The sequence below is a fragment of the Nocardia huaxiensis genome (assembly GCF_013744875.1).
GTDB lineage: Bacteria > Actinomycetota > Actinomycetes > Mycobacteriales > Mycobacteriaceae > Nocardia > Nocardia huaxiensis.
The window spans coordinates 6549663-6571194 of the sequence record NZ_CP059399.1; the positions used below are offsets into that span (position 1 = coordinate 6549663).

Annotated in this window: 23 protein-coding genes; 9 read left to right on the top strand and 14 right to left on the bottom strand. The window is 67.8% G+C overall.

Annotation, left to right across the window (positions count from 1 at the left end; translation table 11 throughout):
* Nucleotides 1–23: 23 nt before the first annotated feature.
* Nucleotides 24–752, top strand: a complete 729-nt coding sequence (locus tag H0264_RS29790) for a VOC family protein (protein ID WP_181580625.1) — start codon at nucleotides 24–26, stop codon at nucleotides 750–752.
* A gap of 7 nt (nucleotides 753–759) precedes the next feature.
* Here the strand turns inward: H0264_RS29790 and H0264_RS29795 are convergent, their stop codons facing one another.
* The 5 genes from H0264_RS29795 to H0264_RS29815 form a co-directional block, all read right to left on the bottom strand.
* A complete protein-coding gene (locus H0264_RS29795) occupies nucleotides 760–1338 on the bottom strand; it encodes a F0F1 ATP synthase subunit B family protein (RefSeq protein ID WP_181580626.1) in 579 nt (192 codons plus the stop codon).
* Nucleotides 1335–1841 carry a F0F1 ATP synthase subunit B gene (locus tag H0264_RS29800; protein ID WP_181580627.1) on the bottom strand — a complete coding sequence of 169 codons (507 nt, stop codon included), beginning with the start codon at nucleotides 1839–1841 and terminating at the stop codon, nucleotides 1335–1337. Before H0264_RS29800 ends, H0264_RS29795 begins: the two co-directional genes overlap by 4 nt.
* Nucleotides 1842–1846: 5 nt before the next feature.
* Entirely contained in the window at nucleotides 1847–2095 is a 249-nt protein-coding gene (locus H0264_RS29805; RefSeq protein ID WP_181580628.1) for a F0F1 ATP synthase subunit C, read from the bottom strand.
* 50 nt (nucleotides 2096–2145) lie between these two features.
* Nucleotides 2146–2841 (bottom strand): F0F1 ATP synthase subunit A, encoded by a 696-nt coding sequence (atpB, locus tag H0264_RS29810; RefSeq protein ID WP_420832118.1) that lies wholly within the window; start codon nucleotides 2839–2841, stop codon nucleotides 2146–2148.
* Between the two features lie 92 nt (nucleotides 2842–2933).
* A complete protein-coding gene (locus H0264_RS29815; protein ID WP_181580630.1) occupies nucleotides 2934–3311 on the bottom strand; it encodes a hypothetical protein in 378 nt (125 codons plus the stop codon).
* A 388-nt stretch (nucleotides 3312–3699) separates the two neighbouring features.
* Here H0264_RS29815 and H0264_RS29820 point away from each other — a divergent pair, with 388 nt between their 5' ends.
* On the top strand, nucleotides 3700–5217 hold the full coding sequence (locus H0264_RS29820; protein WP_181580631.1) for a DUF7782 domain-containing protein: 1518 nt from the start codon (nucleotides 3700–3702) through the stop codon (nucleotides 5215–5217).
* 449 nt (nucleotides 5218–5666) lie between these two features.
* Nucleotides 5667–6635 carry a sigma-70 family RNA polymerase sigma factor gene (locus H0264_RS29825; RefSeq protein ID WP_181580632.1) on the top strand — a complete coding sequence of 323 codons (969 nt, stop codon included), beginning with the start codon at nucleotides 5667–5669 and terminating at the stop codon, nucleotides 6633–6635.
* A gap of 184 nt (nucleotides 6636–6819) precedes the next feature.
* Here the strand turns inward: H0264_RS29825 and H0264_RS29830 are convergent, their stop codons facing one another.
* Nucleotides 6820–7398 (bottom strand): mycothiol transferase, encoded by a 579-nt coding sequence (locus tag H0264_RS29830; RefSeq protein WP_181580633.1) that lies wholly within the window; start codon nucleotides 7396–7398, stop codon nucleotides 6820–6822.
* A gap of 116 nt (nucleotides 7399–7514) precedes the next feature.
* On the opposite strand from H0264_RS29830, the gene H0264_RS29835 reads away from it, so the two are divergent.
* Nucleotides 7515–7913 carry a hypothetical protein gene (locus tag H0264_RS29835; protein WP_181580634.1) on the top strand — a complete coding sequence of 133 codons (399 nt, stop codon included), beginning with the start codon at nucleotides 7515–7517 and terminating at the stop codon, nucleotides 7911–7913.
* 4 nt (nucleotides 7914–7917) lie between these two features.
* Here the strand turns inward: H0264_RS29835 and H0264_RS29840 are convergent, their stop codons facing one another.
* Together H0264_RS29840 and H0264_RS29845 are read right to left on the bottom strand one after the other, a co-directional pair.
* A complete protein-coding gene (locus H0264_RS29840; protein WP_181580635.1) occupies nucleotides 7918–8793 on the bottom strand; it encodes a TolB family protein in 876 nt (291 codons plus the stop codon).
* Nucleotides 8794–8845: 52 nt separating this feature from the next.
* Nucleotides 8846–9694 (bottom strand): helix-turn-helix domain-containing protein, encoded by an 849-nt coding sequence (locus H0264_RS29845; RefSeq protein ID WP_220139863.1) that lies wholly within the window; start codon nucleotides 9692–9694, stop codon nucleotides 8846–8848.
* Nucleotides 9695–9781: 87 nt separating this feature from the next.
* Here H0264_RS29845 and H0264_RS29850 point away from each other — a divergent pair, with 87 nt between their 5' ends.
* Entirely contained in the window at nucleotides 9782–10651 is an 870-nt protein-coding gene (locus tag H0264_RS29850; RefSeq protein ID WP_181580636.1) for an NAD(P)H-binding protein, read from the top strand.
* A gap of 8 nt (nucleotides 10652–10659) precedes the next feature.
* On the opposite strand, the gene H0264_RS29855 is transcribed toward H0264_RS29850, so the two are convergent.
* Both H0264_RS29855 and H0264_RS29860 read right to left on the bottom strand, forming a co-directional pair.
* Nucleotides 10660–11103 (bottom strand): SRPBCC family protein, encoded by a 444-nt coding sequence (locus tag H0264_RS29855; protein WP_181580637.1) that lies wholly within the window; start codon nucleotides 11101–11103, stop codon nucleotides 10660–10662.
* The gene (locus H0264_RS29860) at nucleotides 11100–11465 is read right to left on the bottom strand and encodes an ArsR/SmtB family transcription factor (RefSeq protein WP_181580638.1); all 366 of its coding nucleotides are present in this window, start codon (nucleotides 11463–11465) and stop codon (nucleotides 11100–11102) included. Before H0264_RS29860 ends, H0264_RS29855 begins: the two co-directional genes overlap by 4 nt.
* A gap of 141 nt (nucleotides 11466–11606) precedes the next feature.
* Between H0264_RS29860 and H0264_RS29865 the strand changes: the two genes are divergently transcribed.
* The 3 genes from H0264_RS29865 to H0264_RS29875 are packed head-to-tail and all read left to right on the top strand — an operon-like array spanning nucleotide 11607 to nucleotide 12875.
* Complete coding sequence (locus tag H0264_RS29865) at nucleotides 11607–12068, top strand: SRPBCC family protein (RefSeq protein WP_231084836.1); 462 nt, start codon at nucleotides 11607–11609, stop codon at nucleotides 12066–12068.
* Nucleotides 12065–12415, top strand: a complete 351-nt coding sequence (locus H0264_RS29870; RefSeq protein ID WP_181580639.1) for an ArsR/SmtB family transcription factor — start codon at nucleotides 12065–12067, stop codon at nucleotides 12413–12415. Before H0264_RS29865 ends, H0264_RS29870 begins: the two co-directional genes overlap by 4 nt.
* Before the next feature lie 16 nt (nucleotides 12416–12431).
* Nucleotides 12432–12875 (top strand): SRPBCC family protein, encoded by a 444-nt coding sequence (locus tag H0264_RS29875; protein WP_181580640.1) that lies wholly within the window; start codon nucleotides 12432–12434, stop codon nucleotides 12873–12875.
* A gap of 60 nt (nucleotides 12876–12935) precedes the next feature.
* On the opposite strand, the gene ppc is transcribed toward H0264_RS29875, so the two are convergent.
* Nucleotides 12936–15698 carry a phosphoenolpyruvate carboxylase gene (ppc, locus tag H0264_RS29880; RefSeq protein WP_181580641.1) on the bottom strand — a complete coding sequence of 921 codons (2763 nt, stop codon included), beginning with the start codon at nucleotides 15696–15698 and terminating at the stop codon, nucleotides 12936–12938.
* A 44-nt stretch (nucleotides 15699–15742) separates the two neighbouring features.
* The gene (locus H0264_RS29885; RefSeq protein ID WP_181580642.1) at nucleotides 15743–16873 is read right to left on the bottom strand and encodes a hypothetical protein; all 1131 of its coding nucleotides are present in this window, start codon (nucleotides 16871–16873) and stop codon (nucleotides 15743–15745) included.
* A gap of 124 nt (nucleotides 16874–16997) precedes the next feature.
* Between H0264_RS29885 and H0264_RS29890 the strand changes: the two genes are divergently transcribed.
* Entirely contained in the window at nucleotides 16998–17384 is a 387-nt protein-coding gene (locus tag H0264_RS29890) for a hypothetical protein (RefSeq protein WP_181580643.1), read from the top strand.
* Nucleotides 17385–17396: 12 nt separating this feature from the next.
* Here the strand turns inward: H0264_RS29890 and H0264_RS29895 are convergent, their stop codons facing one another.
* Both H0264_RS29895 and H0264_RS29900 read right to left on the bottom strand, forming a co-directional pair.
* Nucleotides 17397–20138, bottom strand: coding sequence for a bifunctional acetate--CoA ligase family protein/GNAT family N-acetyltransferase (locus tag H0264_RS29895; RefSeq protein ID WP_420831997.1), 2742 nt, complete (start codon nucleotides 20136–20138; stop codon nucleotides 17397–17399).
* On the bottom strand, nucleotides 20131–21369 hold the full coding sequence (locus H0264_RS29900) for an acetoin utilization protein AcuC (protein WP_181580644.1): 1239 nt from the start codon (nucleotides 21367–21369) through the stop codon (nucleotides 20131–20133). The genes H0264_RS29895 and H0264_RS29900 overlap by 8 nt, the downstream gene beginning before the upstream one ends.
* Nucleotides 21370–21532 lie beyond the last annotated feature (163 nt).

The following is a 21532-nucleotide window of genomic DNA, read 5'->3' on the forward strand; positions in this document are numbered from 1 at the left end:
CGGCACACGATGGGAGCAGCAGCATGACAGTGCGGTGGATCTGGGCGTTTCTCGACCGTCCCGCGGCGCAGTTCGAGGAGGCCGCCCGGTTCTGGACGACGGTCACCGGGACGCGGCTGTCGTCCACGCGCGGCGCGAACTCCGAATTCGTCACGCTGCTACCGGATTCCGGGGGGCCGAGCGTGAAAATGCAGGCGGTGGCCAGTGATCCGCGCGTGCACCTGGATCTGGATGTCGACGATGTGGCAGGCGAGACGGAGCGGGCGATGACGCTGGGGGCAACCCTGGTGCTGGAGCATCCGGACTACCGGGTGCTGAAGTCCCCGCACGGCATGATCTTCTGCCTCACCCCCGCCGAGCGCTCCGGCGGCGAATTGCCTTCTCGCGTCACGGGTCCCGATGGCGACGAGAGCCGTCTGGATCAGGTGTGCCTGGATATCGGCGCGACCGACTACGACGACGAAGTCCGGTTCTGGACCGAGCTCACCGGCTGGACCTGGCAGCCCGGCAGCCTGCCGGAGTTCTCTCGCCTGCGGCCGGAGGCCACCGTCCCCATCCGGCTGCTGCTGCAGCGTCTCGAAGAGGACCGGCCGACCTCGGCGCATATCGATCTGGCCTGCACCGATATCGAGGCCACCGCCGCCTGGCACGAAAAACTGGGCGCTCACGTCATCGAACGTGAGCGCCACTGGATTGTCATGACGGATCCGGCCGGTCAGCCGTACTGCCTGACCGGCCGGGTTCCGGCCTGAAATCTGTTCAGTTCCTGCCGGTCCGCGGCTCCGGCCGCGCGGCCGGTGCGGAATTGGCCAGGGCCTCGAGGTCGTCGAGGAACTTCTCGATGCTCTCGGAGCGGGCCTGCGGGGTGCTGACCGCTTCGCGCATCTTCTCTTCGGTGAGGGCCAGCATGGCCGCCGACAGATCGGCCTCCAGATCCCGGATGAGCTGCCGGCGGAACTGCATGATCTGCGCGCGGCCCTGCTTGCGAACGCGCTCCACCTCCTCGGCGGCGGCCTCCCGCATCTGCGCGATGATGTGGTCGGCGTCGATGCGGGCTTCTTCGCGCATGCGCTCCAGTTCGGCTTGCGCCTCCTTGACGGAGTCGTCGTAGGCCTGCTTGGCCGCGAACAGCCGATCCGCCGCCCGGTCGCTGTCTTCCAACTGCTTCTGGACGGTTTCCTGTGCCTTGGTCATGGTCCTTTTCGCCGGGGGGACAATGTATTTCCAGACGAACCACACGATGACGCCGAACCCGAACAATTGGCTGAAGAAGATGGGCCAATCCCAGGTGATGTTGTAGACGCCCTCGGCGGCGAGCAGGCCGCTGGTGTGAATCACGACGACCCCTGTCCTCTCTGATGGCCGGCGCTGGTCCGGGTACGGCCGTTCTTGCCGAGCATGCGATCGGCCAGATCATGAGCCAGTGGTTCGACGGATTCTCGTAGTTCGGCGGCGACCTGGTCGGCGTCGGCGCGCAGGTGCGCGGTGGTCTCGGCGACGATCTGGTCGGCTTCCTGCTGGGCTTCGCCGCGCAGTTCGTCGAGGATCGCCCGGCCTTCGGCCCGTGCCTGGTTGCGGATTTCGGCCGCTTCCGCACGTGCCTTCTCCAGGGCCTTGTTGTAGCGGGCCTCGGCTTCGGCGAAGATTTCGGAGGCTTCCTTGGCGGTCACCGCCGTCTCGTTGACCCGCTTCTCGCGTTCCTCCAATACCTTTCGGATCGGAGGGACGACGAAGAACCAGATGACTCCGAGCACGATCATGAAGATCGCCAGCTCGACGAAGAAGGTCGCGTTGGGAATCAGAAAATTCTGTTGGGCGACCACATCTGTTCCGGGCGGCATATCGCCTACTTACCCGGGGTGGCGAAGACGAACAGCGCCATGAAGGCCAGGTTGATGAAGTACGCCGCCTCGACCAGACCGACGGTCAGGAAGAAGTTGACGCGCAGCTTGCCTTCGGCCTCGGGCTGCCTGGCGACGCCGTTGATCAGGGCCGCACCGGCGAGACCGTCACCGATGCCGGCGCCGATGGCGCCGCCCGCCATGATCAGACCGCCACCGATCAGAGCGCCTTGGACGATGGTCGCAGTTTCCATTGTTCACTTCCTTATCGAGAAAACGATTCGAGAGGGACTTGGCCGACCGGTCAGTGCTTTTCGTGCTCCACCGACATCGACTGGCTGAAGTACAGGATGGTCAGCAGGGAGAAGATGAATGCCTGGATGAGTCCGACGAACATGTCGAACAGCTTCCATACCGCATTCGGCCCCCAGCTGATCCAGAAGGGGAACAACGTGATCACCGAGATCATCACCGTGCCGGCGAACATGTTGCCGAACAGTCGCAGCGACAAGGAAATCGGTTTGGCCACTTCCTCGATCACATTGATGAAGATCATCGGGCCCCAGCCGGTGTGCCCTTTGAGCAATTGCTTGGCATGCCCGCCCGCACCGCGCCGCCAGACACCGGCGAGTTGGTAGAAGACGAATACGAACAGCGCCAGCGCGAACACGAAGTTGACGTCCGATGCGGGCGGTTTGACCAATTCTCCGGCGCCGTACTGCACCGGCAGCACGGACAACCAATTGGACAGCAGAATATAGACGAACAGGGTCACCGCGAGCGGCAGCGCGAAGGGCGCGACCTTCATTCCGATGGCGCTCTCGACCTGATTGCGCATCTGAACCGTCACCGACTCGAAGAACAACTGCACGCCGTTGGGCACGCCGGAGGTGATCTTTACCCGCAGGTAGAACGCCAAGGCCAGCACGATGATCGCGGCCACCGCCGTGGAGACGATGGTGTCGACGTTGAAGGTCATGCCCCACAGGTGGGCCTGCATGTACTCGCCGACGTGGATCTTCGACTCGCCTTCTTCGGCGGCGAGCAGGCTGAGGGGATCGCCCGCGGGGGCGATCGATACGACCGAATAGCTCATGATTGCTGTCGAAGCCCTTTCAGTTCGGGCACAACGGTGTGGAATACCAGCACGACCTGGAAGACCGCCATCCCGAAGAAGATTCCGATCCCGTTGGGCCGGGTGAACACGGCGATCAGAATGGCCAGGCCGGTGAGCGTGAGCAAACGCGCGGCTGCGGACATTGCGAGCTTCTGCTTGCTCGGGGTTTCCGAATCGGTCACGCGGACAATGGACATCCAGGTGAGCTGAGCGTTAACCCAGCCGAGGGTGAGCCCGGTGCCGATGAAAACACCCAGCAACAATCGATCCAACACGCCAGTGATCATCAGTGCCAGTACGCCGAGCCCGAGCGCAATTGCGGCCGTACGACGTCTGATCCTGTTGACATCCACCTAATACACCGCCTCGCCGTGATACCACCTCGCCGTGGTGCCCAACATGGTCGCAGCATACACAGACGAAGAACATTGCGTGACAACAATTCTGATCTTCGAATTGTTGATCTTGAAACTAGGGAAGGGGTTTCGGCGACGATCCAGCGACATTCCATGGATACCGCTGGTGCACAACCATTTACCTTCACCTTACCAACTCGTTGCACTTACTAACAGGTACGATCGGGAAACGTCACCGGCCCTGGACATATGAATTCTTTGTCCTCACATATACAAGATGGTCGGTTCTTTGCTAATAAATCGCCAGGCCCCGCATGACGCTTCAACCACCCGCCCGGGGGGCGCTGCCGGATGGGGTGGGGTTGCGGTGGCAGAGTTCTCTGTCATGCCGACGAACCAGACGACCGCCTCGTCCCTGCTCGCCGACCTCGCGCCGGACCTACGCGCGGCGCTGACCCGGGTCGGCTACGACGCCGACACCCTTCTCGAGGTCCTCGGCGACGAAGCCCACGCCGCCCTCGGCCGCTCCGAGCCGGTCCCGGTGCGCCGCGCGGCGCGCGATGCCGGGGATCTCGGAGTCCTTGTCCGCCTGCTACTTCTGGGCGATCCGGTGCCCGCCCGCGAGGTGGCCGCCGCGCTGGCTCCGGTCGACCTCGAGCGGGCGGTCGCCGCCGGGCTGCTCGATCGCGACGGCGACGAGGTGCGCGCCGCCCTCGACCTGCGCCCGCTCGATCTGGGACACGGAACCCGCTGGGTGCTTTCGGATCTCGACGACTCCATGCGCCGCCGCGCCCTGGACACCGATCATGTGCTGGGTGTCGGCCAGGCCTCGCTGTCCCTGCTGCGCGCGACTCCGACCAAACCGGTCGGCACCGTACTGGATCTCGGCACCGGCTGCGGCATTCAGGCGGTGCACGCCGCCTCCTACGGCCGCACCGTCACCGGCACCGATGTGAACAAGCGCGCCCTGTGGCTGGCCGAGGCCACCGCCGCCCTCAACGGCCTGGATATCGAACTCCTCGAAGGCTCCTGGTTCGAACCCGCCGCCGGCCGCCGCTTCGATCAGGTGGTGGCCAATCCCCCGTTCGTGGTCGGCCCGGCGCGCGTCGAGCACACCTACCGGGATTCCGGCCTGGCCCTCGACGGTGCGAGCGAGCTCGTGATCTCCGGCGCCCCAGCCCTTTTGAATCCGGGCGGCACCGCGGCCATGCTCGCCTCCTGGGTACATATAGAAGGAGAGGACTGGCGCACCCGCGTCGCGAGCTGGCTCCCCGACCACGGCGTGGACGCCTGGATCGTGCAGCGCGACATCGCCGATCCCGCGCTCTATGTCGGAACCTGGCTGCGCGACGCGGGATTGGATCCGCGCGAGGGCGCCGCCCAGGCCCGCGCCGAACGCTGGCTCGACGCCTTCGACGCCGCGGATGTGGCGGGCATCGGTTTCGGCTTCGTCTATCTGCGCAACATCAACGGCCCCACCGAACTGCTCGCCGAGGACCTCACGCACGGCTTCGACGATCCGCTCGGCGAGGAGGCCACCCGCCACTTCGAGCGCTCGGCCTGGCTGCGCGCCGTCAACGCCGATCCCGAGATCGCCCTGTCCGCCCGCTTCGAGGTGAATCCCACGACCGCCCTGGAACGCGTCTACCTTCCGGGTTCCGAAGGCTGGGAGCAGCGGGTGGCCCGCGTGCATCGCGGCGACGGCCCGCGCTGGCAGCACGAGGTCGACGATTCGATCGCGGCCCTGCTGGCCGGCATGCGCCCGGACGGTCTGCCGCTGCGTGAGCTCGTCGACCTGCTCGCCTTCGGCGAGACCGGCGATGCCGCGACCCCGGAATTCGAGACCGCCGCCCTGACCGTCGTCGCCGGACTGGTGCGGCACGGACTGATCACCCCCGCATAACGTTCCGGCCGGTGTGCCACCGGACCTGAACGCACACCCGATCGGAACCGCGCACCCAGAGGCCGCCGAGCATCCCGCTCGGCGGCCTTTCCGCCTTCCGGCCCGGTGATCTGCATCACAGTCGCGCATGACCTCCCGGGTGCCCGGGGAATGCCGATGACCTGCGCATCGTTGCAGCAGGCACGCGAACCGGGGCGGCCGGGCAGGGCCCATTGACATGTATTTCATTGCCGCACTCCGCAGTTCGACACCGGTGGTGGCTACCCGCTGGACACCGACGGCCACCGCCGCAGGGCATGCGTTCCGACAAGCGTGTGCTTCTCAGGAACTTCTCAGACGTGCACCGTAAAAACCGCAGCTCAGAACCGGTTTATGACGGCGATGCCGGGGAACTTTCCTGATGTCGGGTCCGTTGAACGGAGCGAGACACCACCGACAGGAGGCAAGTCATGACAAGCCCCGCCACCACTGACGTGCGCACCAGCGAACAGGACCTCGACGCCCAGAGCCCCGCCGCCGACCTGGTACGCGTGTACCTGAACGGGATCGGCAAGACGGCGCTGCTCACGGCCGCAGACGAGGTCGAGCTGGCCAAGCGCATCGAGGCGGGCCTCTACGCGCAGCACCTGCTGGAGACGAGTAAGCGTCTGTCCGCGGCCAAGAAGAAGGATCTCGCGATCCTGGTCCGCGAAGGTCAGGCCGCCCGCCAGCATCTGCTGGAAGCCAATCTCCGCCTCGTGGTCTCGCTGGCCAAGCGCTACACCGGTCGCGGCATGCCGCTGCTGGACCTCATTCAAGAGGGCAATCTCGGGCTCATCCGAGCGATGGAGAAGTTCGACTACACCAAGGGTTTCAAGTTCTCGACCTACGCCACCTGGTGGATTCGTCAGGCGATCACCCGCGGCATGGCCGATCAGTCCCGCACCATCCGCCTGCCCGTGCACCTGGTCGAGCAGGTGAACAAGCTGGCCCGCATCAAGCGCGAACTGCATCAGCAGCTCGGGCGCGAGGCCACCGACGCGGAACTGGCGCGCGAGTCCGGCATTCCGCAGGAGAAGATCGCCGACCTGCTGGACCACAGCCGCGACCCGGTATCCCTGGATATGCCGGTCGGCAATGACGAAGAGGCCCCGCTCGGCGACTTCATCGAGGACTCCGAGGCCACCTCGGCCGAGTCCGCGGTCATCGCCGGTCTGCTGCACCGCGACGTCCGCACCGTGCTGGCCACCCTCGACGAGCGCGAACAGCAGGTCATCCGCCTGCGCTACGGCCTCGACGACGGCCAGCCGCGCACCCTCGACCAGATCGGCAAACTCTTCGGGCTCTCCCGTGAGCGCGTTCGCCAGATCGAGCGCGAGGTCATGTCCAAGCTCCGCAAGGGTGAGCGCGCCGACCGCCTGCGCGCCTACGCGAGCTAGACCCCGCCCGTCCGGCCGCCCGGTCCCTCATCCCGGGCCGGCCGGATCCCCTCGTCGGGCCGTCTTCGAGGCGCCGGCCTGATGCACGCCGGTCGGCTTCCTTCCCGTACGTCCCCCTCCGGGAAGGAGCAGCCGACCGGCGTTACGCTGTTCGCGATGGCCTTGGGGCCCAGCGGAATTCGGTTCAGCGGCGGCGGGCCGGTGAGCGCGGCTGCCAGCCCGGCGGCGGGTCCTCGCCTGTGAGTCCGTCGACGGCTTCCCGCAGCAGATCGGCGTGCCCGGTGTGGCGGCCGTATTCCTCGATGAGATCGCACAGCAGGCGGCGCAGGCTGACCCGGCGGCCATCGGGCCAGGCCAGGTGGACGAGCTGATCGAGACCATCGTCGGCCAGGGCGAGATCCAGTGTGGCCCTGGAGTGTTCGATCGTGGCGTCCCACAGGGTGTACAGCTGGGCGGGGGTGTCCCGGGCCGCCGAGGTGAGATCCCAATCCGGATCGGCCGACCAGTCCGCGTTATCCCAGGGCTGGCCGAGCGGCGCGCCGGTGAGTTTCGCGGTGAAGCACTCCGTTTCGACGCGCGCCAGGTGTTTGAGCAGGCCGCCGAGCGTCAAATCCGATGCGCCGATACGGGTTTGCAGCCCGGCCGAGCCGAGATTGTCGGCCTTCCAGCGGAAGGTGGTGCGCAGCCGTTCGAGTGCGCCGATGAGATGTTCGGCCTCGGTTCCCGCGAGCGGTGGCTCCCACGGGCAATCATCCTCGGACATGGGGTCAGCGTAGGGGCGGCGCGGCGCGGCTGAGACAATATGAGCGCGGCAGGTGCCGCGATTCGTTCTGAGTGAGTTCCACGATCCGCTTCCGCCACGCAGGAGGACGAAGATCCATGGCAACGATTCGGAATTCCCTACGGGCCACCCTGGTTTCGGCGGCCGCCGCGACGGCCGTGATCGCCACCGCGGCGCCCGCGTTCGCCGCCAACAGCATCGACGTGACCGGTATCGGTCCAGCCAATGTCGGCGTCGACTACAGCTGCGACGCCTCCGCCGGAGTGGTCGCCATCAAGGTGATGGTGGGCGAGCCGCAGGCAGACAGCCCCTCCGCCACCGGCGCGCAGAACTCGGTCACCTGCGACGGCTCGAACCAGTCCACAGTGGTCGTGCTCACCGGGACCGGGCAGGGCGCGCCGCCGGCGGCCGGGCAGACGGTACAGGTGCGAGTGGCCCTGGTCGATCAGACCGACACGGTGATCTCGGGCCAGAACAAGGTGGTCTCCCTGGCCTAGCTCGTCACGCGCCCGCTCCCCCGCCCCAACTGGGTTGCTGCGCAATCCGGTTCGGGTCGGTGAGCCGGTGCGCGTCACTGCCGTCGCGGTTCATCACCCAGACCTCCGCGCCGCTCGCCGGTTCGCGGACGACCCGGGTGAAGAGGATCTTCGCACCGTCCGGGGAGAAGACGGGCCCGCTGGTGGCGTCGTCATGGAGCAGGCGAATGTTCGTGCCGTCGAGGTCCATCGTGTAGATCTCGGAGCGGTCCTTCCCGCCGCGATTCGAGGTGAAGACGAGGCCGGTGCCGTCGGGGGTGAAGACCGGGTTCGAGTTGAAGTGCGCGTCCGCCAGCAGGGGACGCGCGCCGGTTCCGTCGGCGGCCATCAGCCAGATCGCACCGGCTCGGGTGAAGGCGAGCTGCGTCCCGTCCGGGGAGAAGGCGGGCTCCTGCGAGGAAGCCCGGTCCGCACCGGAGGTATCGGCGGTGGTCAGCTGTTCCTGATCCCCGCCATCGCTGTTCATCACGTGGATCACACCCGCGCGCACATAGGCGATCCGCTTGCCGTCGGCGGAGAACGTCGGGTGATAACCCCAGTCCGCGAGCCGCATCGGATTGCCGCCATCCGGATCCATGGTCGTGATCGAGGAACCGCCGACGACGATCCGTGCGCCATCGGGGGCGAATCCGGGATCCCCGCCCGCTCCGATCCGGGTGACCTCGCTGCCGTCGGCATTCATCACGAACACCGACTGCCGGTCGTCCGCGAACACGATCTTCGCCGGTCGCGAAGTCGGCGCGGGCTCCGAACCACAGGCGGCGACCGCCCCGGACAGGACGGTGACAGTGGCGAAGGCGCAGAGCATCCGGCGGCGAGCGGCGGCAGGGGTGAACGACATGCCGCATATCCTGCCCCGGGTCATTCCGTCCGCGCTCGAGGTCCCGATGAATTCAGCTCCTTGATCGCCGGACCCGGCGGTGGCGGGATTCGGAGGTGACCGTCCGGCAGGCGGTGGGGGCGGGCAGCCTGCCCTGGAAGAACCGGTCCGGTGTGACGCCCATGAGTGAACGGAAGTCCGCGGTCATATGGGATTGGTCGTAATAGCCTGTGCTGGCGGCGATATCGGACCAGGGCGTATTGCCGGCGCTGGCCAGCACCTGGCGGATCCGGGTGATGCGGGCATAGTGCTTGGGTGAGACGCCGACGCCCGCAGTGAAAAGGTTGCGCAGCTGGCGTTCGCTGACGGCGAGGCCGGTGGCCAGGGCGCTGACCGGGGCGGTGCCGGTAGCCATGGCGGTGACCGCCGAGTCGAGCAGGCGACGGTGCTCCCGGGCGGTGGGATTCTCCGAGAGTCGTTGCGGCAAGATCTCTTCCAGGAATCGGATCGCCTCGAACGCCTCCAGCTCGGCCAGTTCGGCGGCGAGACCGGCGGCAGGTCCGGGCACCTCGGCAAGGCGGAGCACCCGATCGGTGAGGTCGGCGGCGGGCAGGCCGAGCAGGGATTGCGTGGCCCCCGGGGCCAGGCGCAGGCGGGTGCAGCGGGCCGGGGCGTCGGTCTGCGCGTAGGTGGCGCGGGTGCGCGGGCCCAGGACCAAGGCGTCACGGCGGCCGGATTGTTCGGTGCGCAGGACCACGGTGGTGACCGCCGCGGGCACATGCGTGAACGGGGCGGTGAGGTCGGTGACCGTCGGGATGTGACCGATTTCGGTGATCCACGGGCGCAATGATTCCGGCGGCGTCGTCGACTGTTCGAGCTGCTCGGCGGTCACGGCACGAGGTGGGGAGATCGCTGCGGTCACACGATCGACTGTAGGGCGGTTCGCGGGGCGGTGACTGTGCCGGTTTTTCCTATAGCGGGTCCGGGGCCGCGCGGCAGGGTTGTGGGCATGATCGTGATTACGGGTGCCACGGGCACCATCGGCAGTGAGATCGTCCGGCAGCTGACCGCCCGCGGGGTGCGGGTCCGGGCTGTCACCAGGGATCCGGCGCGGGCGCAGTTGCCCGACGGGGTCGAGGTGGTGCGTGGCGATTACGCCGATACCGCGTCCATGGCTGCGGCTTTCGCGGGTGCGGAGGCTGCGTTCCTGGTTGGGCTGCTGGGCCCGGACTACATCGAACTGGATCGTGCGCTCGTTGCTGCCGCGCGTGACGCGGGGGTGCGGCGACTGGTGAAACTGTCGGCCATCGGCACCGGCGATCCGGCGCTGGGCCGGGTCGGCACCTGGCATTCGACCGGCGAGCAGGTGCTGCGGGACAGCGGGGCGGGCTGGACGATCCTGCGGCCCAGCACTTTCGCGTCGAATACCCTGAGCTGGGCGGACGGCATCCGGGCGGGTGGGCCGGTGCCGAACCTCACCGGAGCGGGCGCGCAGGGGGTGATCGATCCGCGGGATGTGTCGGCGGTGGCCGTGGAAGCGCTGCTGTCGGACGCGCACGCCGGGCGGATCTACACCCTCACCGGACCCGCGGCGCTGACCACGCACGATCAGGCCGCTGTCCTGTCCGCCGCGCTCGGCCGGGAACTGGAGGTGTTCGACGTACCGCACGAGACGGCGCGCGAGCACATGCTGTCCGCGGGCATGTCGGAGGAGTTCGCCGACGGCGCGCTCGCCGGGCAGGAGTACGTCCGGGCCGGCCGCAATGCCATTGTCACCGATGATGTCGCACAGGTGCTGGGCCGTGCACCGCGCACCTACGCGGAGTGGGTGCGCGATCACGTATCGGCTTTCGCCCCGGCCGAACTCGTCACCGGCTAGCTCACGGGTTATACCGCGTCGATGACACCGGCGAGGCGGTCGAGCATGGCCGCCCAGCCGGGGCCCATAATGCTGCGCGAGCGCTGCATGACCGCGTCGTCGGGATCGAATCCGGTGTGGCTGAACAGAATCCGGGTGCCGTGCCCCTCCGGCCGCAGCGCCCAGCTGATGACCCATCCGGTCGGGGTCTCGGAGCGGGCATCGTTCCAGGTGATCCGAAGCACCTCGGGCGCAATGGCTTCCAGCACCTCGCCGCTGATTTCGCCGGAGAAGTTCTGGCCGGGCATGGGCTGGGTCTTCATCTCGAAGCGGTTGCCCGCCACGGGTTCGAATCCGATGGGCTCCATCATCCACTGCCCCATGAGGTGGGGGGTGGTGATGGCCCGCCACACCTTCTCCGGCGGATGCGGGTAGTAGTGATCCAGTTCGATCGAGGTCGCGGTGTCGTTCATCGGTGGCCTTCCTTGTCGTGGTCGGGATCGTCGGGCATGGCGTCGAGCACCTCACCCAGGGCACGCAGCCGTGCCCGCCAGAACCGCTCGAACGGGTCGAGCCAGGACTGCAATTCGTGCAGCGGATGCGGTTCGACCCGGTAGAAGCGCTGCCTGCCGCGCTTCTCCTCGGCGACCAGATCGGCGTCCCGCAGCACCTTGAGGTGCTCGGACACACTCGGGCGCGCCATGTCGAAGCGTTCGGCGATGGCCTGCACCGACTGTTCACCGTCGAGCAGCAGCTCGAGAATGTCGCGGCGGGTCGGATTGGCGAGGGCTCCGAACACACGGTCCGCGGCTCCTGACTTCAAGCGGTACGGCATGAACCGACAATAGGTAGGATTTCACCTACCTGTCAACCGTAGGTTATTTCCTACGCATTGCCGACATGCAACCATTGGTTGCGCTACTCCGATCCATCGACTACCGTCATACGCAACCAAACGTTGCACATGGAGGTAGTCATGACCAGCATGGAATTCGGCAGCATCGAACGGGAGATCCACGTGGAAGCCTCCCCCGAGATCGTGTTCGAGGTGGTCAGCAGCCCCGAGCACATCTCCGAATGGTGGACCGACGACGCCTCCTACGAGGTGAAGCCCGGTGCGGTAGGCGAATTCGTGTGGGGCGACCGCGTCAATGTGGTCGCCATGTCGGTGGTCGAGGTCGACCCGCCCCGCCTGTTCTCCTTCCGCTGGTGCTACGCCGACGGCAAGGCCGACGACGACACCCAGTCGATGCTCGTCACCTTCGAACTCACCCCCACCGGCACCGGCACCCGAATCCGCCTGGTGGAGACAGGATTCCGCGAGATGGGCTGGGAAGCAGCCAAGCTGGAGGAGATCTACCAGGATCACACCTCCGGCTGGAACACCTACGTGCAGCGTCTGGGCGAGTACGTCGAGCGGCTGGTGTCGACCCGATGAGCATCGCCGTCGACGACGACCTCTGGTCGGCGGTCGGCGACCCCACCCGCCGCCGCATGCTCGACCTGCTACTGAGCGAGGGCGGCGGCACCGCCACCAGCCTCAGCGCGCGGCTCCCGGTGACCCGCCAGGCCATCGCCAAACATCTCGGCGTCCTCGACCGCGTCGGCCTGGTCCACGCCTCCCCCGCCGGCCGGGAAAAACGCTACCGCGTCGACGAAGCCCAATTGGCCCGCGCCGTAGCGCAATTGACCTCGGTCGGGGCCACCTGGGACGCCAGGCTGCGCCGCATCAAGAGCATCGCCGAGGCCATCCAACGCAAGCAAGACCAGAACCGAACCGAATAGCGAGAAAGGAAAGACAATGGTGGACATTCTGCACCAGGTCGGCATCAAATCAACCGCGGGCGAGGTCTATTCGGCCCTCGCCACCATCGAGGGCCTGTCCGGATGGTGGACACAGAACACCCAGGGCAAGGCCAACGATGTCGACGGAACCGTCCAATTCCGCTTCGACGCAGGCGGATTCGACATGAAGGTCCGAGAACTGGACCCGGCCAAGCGAGTCCGCTGGCAGGTCGTCGACGGCCCCGAGGAGTGGATCGGCACCTACATCGACTGGAAACTGGAACAGAACGGCGACTACACCACGGTCAATTTCCAGCACCAGAACTGGCGCGAGCCCGTCGATTTCATGCACCACTGCAGCACCAAGTGGGCGACCTACCTGATGAGCCTGAAGTCGCTGCTGGAAACCGGCCAGGGCGCACCTTCCCCGCACGATGTGAAGATCATCGACTGGGATTGATCACCACCGGAACGATGGAACGCCGCCGCGCCACAGCGGCGGCGTTCTTCGCGTTTCGCGCTACCCCGAGTTGCGCAGCGCTGTCGCCAGGCCGTTCATGGTGAGCAGGATGCCGCGTTCGACGAGTTCGGAGTCGTCGCCGGCGCGACGGCGGCGGAGGAGTTCCACCTGGAGCTGGTTGATGGGTTCCAGGTAGGGGAAGCGGTTGTGGATCGACTCCGCCAGGGCCTTGTTGTCGGCGAGGAGTTCGTCGGTGCCGGTGATGGCGGCGTGCATGCGGGCGGTGCGGGTGAACTCGTCGCAGATCATGCCGAAGACGGTGGCGCGCAAGGGTTCGTCGTCGACGAGGCCGGCGTAGGCGGCGGCAATGTCCATGTCCGCCTTGGCCATGACCTGGGCCAGGTTGGACATGACCGTACGGAAGAACGGCCAGCGGCGGTAGAGGTCGGTGAGGGTGGCCAGGCGCTGGGGGTCGTCGGCGATCCACTGCTCGAAGGCGGTGCCGGTGCCGTACCAGCCGGGGAGCATCACCCGGGATTGCGACCAGGCCATGACCCAGGGGATGGCGCGCAGGTCGGAGACCGAACTGGTGGGTTTGCGGGAGGCGGGGCGGCTGCCGAGGTTGAGGTCGGCCACCTCGGCGATGGGGGTGGAGGCGCGGAAATACTCCACGAAGCCCGGGGTTTCGTGGACCAGGCGGGAGTATGCCCGGCGGGCCAGTTCGGCCACCTCGTCGAGGATTTCGTAGGCGGGCTCGGCATCATCGCCCAGACCTTCGACATCCAGCAGGGTTGATTCGAGGGTGCCCGCGACCAGGGCTTCGAGATTGCGGTAGGCGGTGCCGGGGTCGGCGTACTTGGTGGAGATGACCTCGCCCTGTTCGGTGAGGCGCAGGGAACCGCGGACAGCGCCGGCGGGCTGGGCCAGGATGGCGTCGTAGCTGCGACCGCCGCCGCGGCCCACCGTGCCGCCGCGACCGTGGAACAGGCGCAGGCGGATTCCGGTTTTGTCGGCCACCTCGACGAGGTCCAGTTCGGCGCGGTAGAGGGCCCAGTTGGCGGCCAGGTACCCACCGTCCTTGTTGGAGTCGGAGTAGCCCAGCATCACCTCCTGCTGCATGCCCCGCGCCGCCACCAGGCGCTGGTACGCGGGGACTTCCAGTGCGGCGGAGAGGATTTCGGCGCCGTGACGAAGGTCCTCGATGGTTTCGAAGAGCGGGACGACACCCACGGGGCTGGACGGCGCGGTCGCGGCGTCACCCGGGTCGAGGATGCCGGCTTCCTTCAACAGCAGGGCGGCTTCGAGCATGTCGCTGACCGAGGTGCACATGCTGATGATGTAGTTGGGCACCGTGTCCGGGCCGAGGTCGTCCAGGGCGGATTTGGCGGCCCGCACCACGGCGAGTTCCTTGGTGGCCAATTCACTCAGGACGGCATTGGGGCCGGTGAGCGGTCGGCGCGTGGTCAATTCGGCGGCGAGCAGTTCGACGCGCTGCGCCTCGTCGAGGGAGGCGTAATCGGAATGCACTCCGGCCCAGGCGAACAGCTCGGCCACCACCTGCTCGTGCATTTCCGAGTTCTGGCGCATGTCCAGGCCCTGGAGGTGGAAGCCGAAGGTTTCCACCGCGCCGCGCAGCGCGGCGAGCTGGTCGTCGGCGAGCAGGCCGTCGCCGGAGGCGCGCATGGAGGCGTCGACCACGTTCAGGTCCGCCAGCAGCTCGCCGGGCCCGGCGTACGGCTCGGCTCCGACATCGATTGCCTCGGGCGGGATTTCGCCGAGGGCGCGGCGCGCGGTGGCGGTGAGCCGGGCGCGGATGCCGCGGATGGCGCGGCGGTAGGGTTCGTCGGCGCGCTGCGGGGAATCGTCGAATCCGGCGTCGGCCAGGGCCGCCAGCTCCGGTGTCACCGGCACCAGCCGCGCCGACTGCGCGAGGGACTTCTCCAGTTCCACAAGGGTTTTCGAGTAGCGCTCGAAGGCGACCGACCCGGCACGATGGGTGGCTCGATGCACCACGTCGGCGGTGACGAACGGATTGCCGTCCCGGTCGCCGCCGATCCACGCACCCGGACGCAGGATCGGCCGCGAAAGCAGTTCCTGCTCGGGCCAGCGGGCCCGCAGCGCAGCGCGCACCTGATCGTTGATTCGCGGGATGACGTCGAACAGCGTCAGGTCGTAATACCGCAGGCCCACTTCGATCTCGTCCTGAATCCGCAAGCGCGCCAACCGAATCAACGCCGCCCGCCACAGCGCCAGCACCTGCCGCCGGATGTCGGTCTCGATCGCGGCGAATTCGGGTTCGTGCTCGCCGTATCGCTGCCGCCGCCGCATGAGCTCGGTGATCCGCGACTGCACGTCGAAGATGGTGCGCCGCCGCGTCTCGGTGGGATGCGCGGTGATGACCGGCGACACCAGCGCGTCGGTGAGCAGCTCGGCCACCCTGTCCCCGTCCGGCCCGGCCGCGTCCAGCTTGCGGTAGGTGGCCGCGAGACTGGAATCCTGCGGCGGCTCCCCCGCCGCCACGTGCACGGCACGACGCCGATCACGCTGCAGGTCCTCGGCCAGATTGGCCAGCAGCAGGAAGTGGCTGAAGGCCCGGATCACCGGGATAGCGGTGCGGATGTCCACATCCCGCAGCATGTCGGCCACCGCGCTGCGATCCACCTCGGAGCGGCGGACCTTGAACGCCTCGATGCGCACGCGTTCGATGAGGTCGAAGAGATCGGCCCCCTCGTGATCGCGAATGGTGTCGCCGAGGATGCCGCCCAGGAACCGAATATCGTCGCGCAGCGGCGCAGTCGCGGCCGAGATCTGATCTTCCCGCATGGAAGCAATTCTGCCTCGCGGCGGGAAACGGCGCGCGGCTGCCCTCACTCCGTGGCCGGAAGCTCCCAGGTCTGGATGTTCTCGACCACGAGTTCGGTGGTGGAACCCGGTTCGAACAGCCAGGTCCAGCCCAGCACGCCCAGACTTCCCGCAGTCAGCAGCGACTGCTGATCCACATGCCGTAGTTGCCGGCCATTCACGCTGACCACCAACTCGACGCCTTCGGCCAGGCTGCGGCATGACGCGCCGATGCGCGTCTCCTGCTGCAAATCCATCCCGGGGAAGTTGTCCTGCGAGGCGAGCACTATGTAGAACGGTTCCGAGGTCCGCGTCATCGCAATACCCCAGAGTCCCAGGCTGGTTACCCAGAGAACGTAGCGCCGCCCCAACTCCCCTGGTTCACCTCGGCACCACAGTCCGAAGCCCCCGAATCCCGCAGCCGAACGCATCACCACTTCCGTACACGTGTTCAACAATGCTGCTGTAGGGGCCTGCGCGCGGACCAGAACGGTGCTGGGCACGATCGTCAATTGGTATGAGCCCGAGACGTACTCGGACTGGCCGGTGTGTTGCGGCCAACCGGAACCCGCGTCCGCGAAACTGTCCTCCAGGATCGTCTGCCCGCCGAGCTGCTCGCAGAAGAACGACCCCGAGTCCGCTCGCGCACCGGAGGATTCCGGGCCGTCGCCCACCGTCTGCCACACGACGACCGCAACCACGACAACCAGCACGGCAGCGGTCGCGAGCCAGATCACCGCGCGTCCGCGCCGCCTCGGTGGCGACGGGTCGAGGCTCTCGGTGGCCGAATCCGGCTGGACCACTTCGGGCTCGGCCACCTCGGATGGACCACCGTTGTCGCCCAGGGCATCTCGGACCTGGACGTAGCGCAGCCGCCAGGCCCGACGATCGCCGCCGCCTGCGGGTGGCTCGACTCCGGCACGATCGATGAGGCGCAGGCAGGTGTCGACGAAGGTCTCGAACGTCTCCCATCGCGGCATGGTCGGGTTGTCCGGGTTGATGATGTTGCCGATGGTCGCCTTGCTGATGCCGCCGCGCGCGCCGGGCGTCTTCGCCGATTCACGCGCGAGCGCCTTCAGGGAATCGACCTGCGTGGTCCAACGGAGTTCGCGCAGTTGTGTTTTGAAAGCCCGCAACTCATCGAGTGGATCAGCCATGCGGAGACCTCCCCTGCCTCGATTGTGACCAATCCCGTCCAAAGTTGTCCAGATTCCTGAGATTTGGCCGTTGACCTCGGGATTCTGGAGCGGCAACACCCCTTCGGCAGAACGGAGTTCAGCGATGCGCAGACGTCGGTATCGCACCGCCGTCGCAGCGGTGGTGATCGGTTTCGCGGCCGCGCCGGCACTGCTCACGGCCGTCCCCGGCCGGGCCATGACGGTGAACGACTGCACCCGGCGCTGGGTCTGCCTCTACGACCAGAACTGGCGCAGGGTGGGCGCTTTCGAAGGCGTCACCAGGACATGGCAGCCGCTGGCCGAGGCCAAAGGTGCGCGCTGGGTGGTGAACACTCGCAATGACGACACCGCGCATCTGCGTTTCAGCGATGGCACGGTGTCGTGCGTGTATCCGAGCAATACCAAGTACCTCGGCGGGCTCGTCCTCGACGGCGAACCGGTCACCGTCGAGGGGATCCAGATCTCCAGTGTGTGGCAGTGCCTGGATTGAGCGGTGCCCGAATCAGCCCATCCGGCGCGGGCCGATGTCGAAGCGGCTGGGTTCGGGGCCGATTCGGACACGGCCGTAGAGCACCGCGGCCCCGTCCGGGGAGGCCAGCACGGGTTCGCACAGTAGTTCCCGCACCTCCGGCAGGTCGTCGCACAGAGCCGAGATGCGTTGGGCCACTTCGGCCAGGGCGGTGCGGTCCACGGGCTTGCCGATATCGCGGCCGCGGACGGTGCCGGACAGCAGCGGCGCGGCGCGGGGCGCGTCGATGAGTTCGGCCGATTCGGCCTCGGTGAGCGGCAGCGCCCGGTACACGCGGTCGCCGAGCAGGTCGATGATGGTGCCGGACAGGCCGAAACTGATGACCGAGCCGAACGAGGGGTCGTCCTGGACGCGGAACATGCAGCCGACGCCTTTGGTGGCCATGCGCTGGATGTGTACCGGATTGCCGGAGATCTCGGCGAGATCGGTGAAGGCGCGGCGGACCGCGTCGGGACGCCACAGGTCGAGGCGGACGCCGGTGAGATCGGGTCGGTTGCGCCAGATCTCCCCGGTGGCCTTGGCGGCGACCGGATAGCCGAGTTGTTCCGCGGCGTCGACAGCGGCGTCGGCGTCGCGGACCTCCTGGAATTCGACGACGCGAATTCCATAGCAGGCCAGCAGTTCCGCCGCCTGCAGGTCGGTGAGCCAGTGGCTCGGATCGTCGGTCATCCACTGCGACACCAGCTCCCGGGCGCGGGCGGTGTCCACTCCCCCGGGCCGGGCGATGGGCGAGACCGGGCGGGTGCGCCAGTCGGCGTAGCGACGGACCCGGGCCAGGGCTCGGGCCGCGCGCTCCGGATCGCCGAAGGCGGGGATGGAACCGCGTTCGAGAACGCCGCCCGCGCCGCGGGTGGCGAGTAGATTCGGCATGCCCTGATCGGCGACGAAGGTGGTGAGAACCGGTGTGTCCGTTCCGGATTGGGCTCCGGCGCGGATGGCTTCGGCGAAGGAGGCGACGGCGATGGACACCGGCGGCGAGTAGATGACGATGACCGCGTCGATGGCGGGATCGGAGACCGCCCCCGCCACCGCCGTCAGGTAGTCGGTGGGTGCGGCCTGCGGACCCAGGTCGATGGGTTCGGTGACCTCGAGTCCCTCACCGCGAGCCGCGTCGACGGCGAGCCAGTTCAGCGCGGCGCTGTTGCCGATGACCGCCAGCCGCTCACCCGCGGGCAGCGGCTGGTAGGCCAGCAGCATGGCGCAGTCGAAAAGCTCTGTGATGGAGTCGACCTGGATGATGCCGGCCTGCGCGAACAGGTTGCGCACCAGCGAGCGGTCCAGGTCCGCGTCGCCCTCCTGGCGCATGGCATTGCGGCCGCTGTTCACCGCCACAATGGGTTTGGTGCGCGCGACCCGGCGGGCGATGCGGGAGAACTTGCGCGGATTGCCGAAGGTCTCCAGATACAGCAGCACCACATCGGTATCGGCGTCGCCGTCCCAGTACTGGAGCAGGTCGTTGCCGGAGACGTCGGCGCGATTGCCCGCGGAGACGAACGTGGACAGGCCGAGTTGCCGGGCCGCCGCCTCGCCGAGGATGGCCGCGCCCAAAGGGCCGGACTGACAGAAGAATCCGATGCGCCCGCGCCCGGGGAGCACGGGTGCGAGAGTCGCGTTGAGCGCGACGGCCGGATCGGTATTGGCGATGCCGAGCGCGCTCGGGCCCACCACCCGCATGCCGTGGGCGCGCGCGGCGTCGACCAGTTCGCGTTCGGCGGCGTAGCCGCGCGGGCCGCTCTCGGAGAAGCCGGCGGTCAGCACCACGAGTCCCTTGACGCCCTTGGCCATACAGTCGTCGAGCACGGAGCCGATCTCGGTGGCGGGCACGGCGATCACCGCGAGATCCACCTCGTCCGGAATATCGCGCACGGTCGGATAGGCGCGCACGCCGCGCACCGCCGTGCGATTGCGATTCACCGGGAACACCGGGCCCTGGAACCCGCCGGAGAGCAGGTTGGCCAGCACCGCGCCGCCGACCCGGGACGCCGACGGTGTGGCGCCGATGACGGCCACCGATTTCGGAGTGAGCAGATTGCCGACACTGCGCGCCTCGGACGCGCGTTCGCGCGAATCCCGCACGGATAGCAGGGCTTCGCTGGGGTCGATCGCGAATTCGAGGTGCAGGACGGAGCCGTCGCGGCTGCGCTGCACCTGGTATCCGGCGTCACGGAACACCTGCACCATGGCGTTGTTCTCGGCGAGCACCTCGGCGACGAAGGTTTCGATATCGTTCTCGGCCGCCGCGCCCGCGAGGTGTTCCAGCAGAATCGAACCCAGGCCGCGCCCCTGATGCTCGTCGGCGACCACGAACGCCACTTCAGCGGCGCGCGGGCCGGGCCGGTCGGCCAGTCCCTCGTAACGTCCGACCGCGATGATGTCGGCCCCCAGCTCGACGACCAGCCCCACCCGATCGTGGTAGTCCACGTGCGTGGTCCGATACAGATCCTTCGGCGTCATGCGCGGATAGGGGCCGAAGTATCGCAGGTACCGCGTGCGATCCGACAGCCGCGAGTGGAACCGCTCCATCTCCTCGGCGTCGTCCGGGGTGATCGGCCGCAATCGCACCACTCCCCCGTCGGAGGCGAGCACATCGGCGAACCAGTGTTCCGGCGGAGGCGGTGGCACGGCCGGCGTACCCGGGGAATCCGGCACGAGCGGCGGCTTCGCGGGGGCCGAGCCGTTACCGGTGTTCGGTGCGGGTTCGGTGGGGTCAGTCACGGGGATCCTCCGGATCCAGGCCGAGCAGGCCGAAAGTCGCTCGGCGGGTTGCCAATACGGATGTGTCGAGGGCGCGGCGCGCCCGGTCGGCACGGTCGTCGCCGGTGTCGCGGCCGCCGCCGGGGCCGTCCCAGCGGTCGAAGGCGACGTCGGCGCCGTCGCCCATGGTGCCGGGCGGGGCGACGGTGGGCGCGTAGGCGGCCACCTGTTCCTGCCAGTCGGCGGGAATCGGTGTGGCGGGGTCGATATCGCGGTCGAGGGCGGCGGCGAGCAGGTGTGTCCAGGCGCGCGGCACCACGCGGATCAGTCCGTATCCCCCGCCGCCGATGGCCAGCCAGCGGCCTTCGGCGTAGCGGTCGGCCAGATCGCGCATGGCGAGGAAGGCGGCGCGCTGCCCGTCCACGCTCAATTCCAGATCGGCCAGGGGGTCTTCACGATGGGTGTCGACCCCGCACTGGCTGACCACGATCTGTGGCCGGAACGCGGCCAGCGCACCGGGCGCGACCGCGTGGAAACCGCGCAGCCACAGGCTGTCCCGGGCGCCGGGCATGATCGGCAGGTTGATCGCGGTTCCCTCGGCCTTGCCGACGCCGGTTTCCTCGGGCCATCCGGTGTTGGGCCACAGGGTTGCCGGATGCTGGTGGATCGACAGCGTCAGCACCCGGGGGTCACCGTAGAACATGCGCTGCACGCCGTCCCCGTGGTGGACGTCCACATCGAGGTAGGCGATCCGGTCGAACCCGTTGTCCAGCAGCCAGGAAATGGCCACGGCCGCATCGTTGTACACGCAGAACCCGGCGGCCGAGTCCGGCATGGCGTGATGCATGCCGCCGCCGATGCTCACCGCGCGCCGGGTGCGCCCGGCGGCGATCTCCCGGGCCGCGGCGAGGGTGCCGCCGACAATGATCGAGGCCGCCTCGTGCATGTGCGGGAAGACGGGATTGTCGGGCGAGCCGAGCCCGAACGGCGGTGCGGCGGGCGGTGCTCCCGATGGTTGCCGCGCGTGCTTGACCGCCTCGACGTAGTCGTGGGTGTGCACCCGCAGCAGTTCCGATTCCGGTGCGGCGTCGGGGGTGAGCGTCTCCACCCCGTCGAGCAGGCCGAGCCCCTGCGCCAGCGCCATGGTGAACTGCAGCCGAATCGGCCGCATGGGATGTTCGGGCGTCCACGTGTAGTCGAGGAATCGATCTGTCCAGACGACGGTTCCGTCTGCGCGCACACGGCCAGGCATACCTGCCACGCTAATGCGTCGGCGGACTTCGTAGGCTGGTGACACCGCAACACCGTCATACCGGGACGGCGCGCGTGTGACCCGGGAAACCCGCAGGGAACACGCAGGCCGTCCTGGGTGTTCTGGATGCGTTCGCGAAATATGCTGTCGCCCGGTGCAGCCG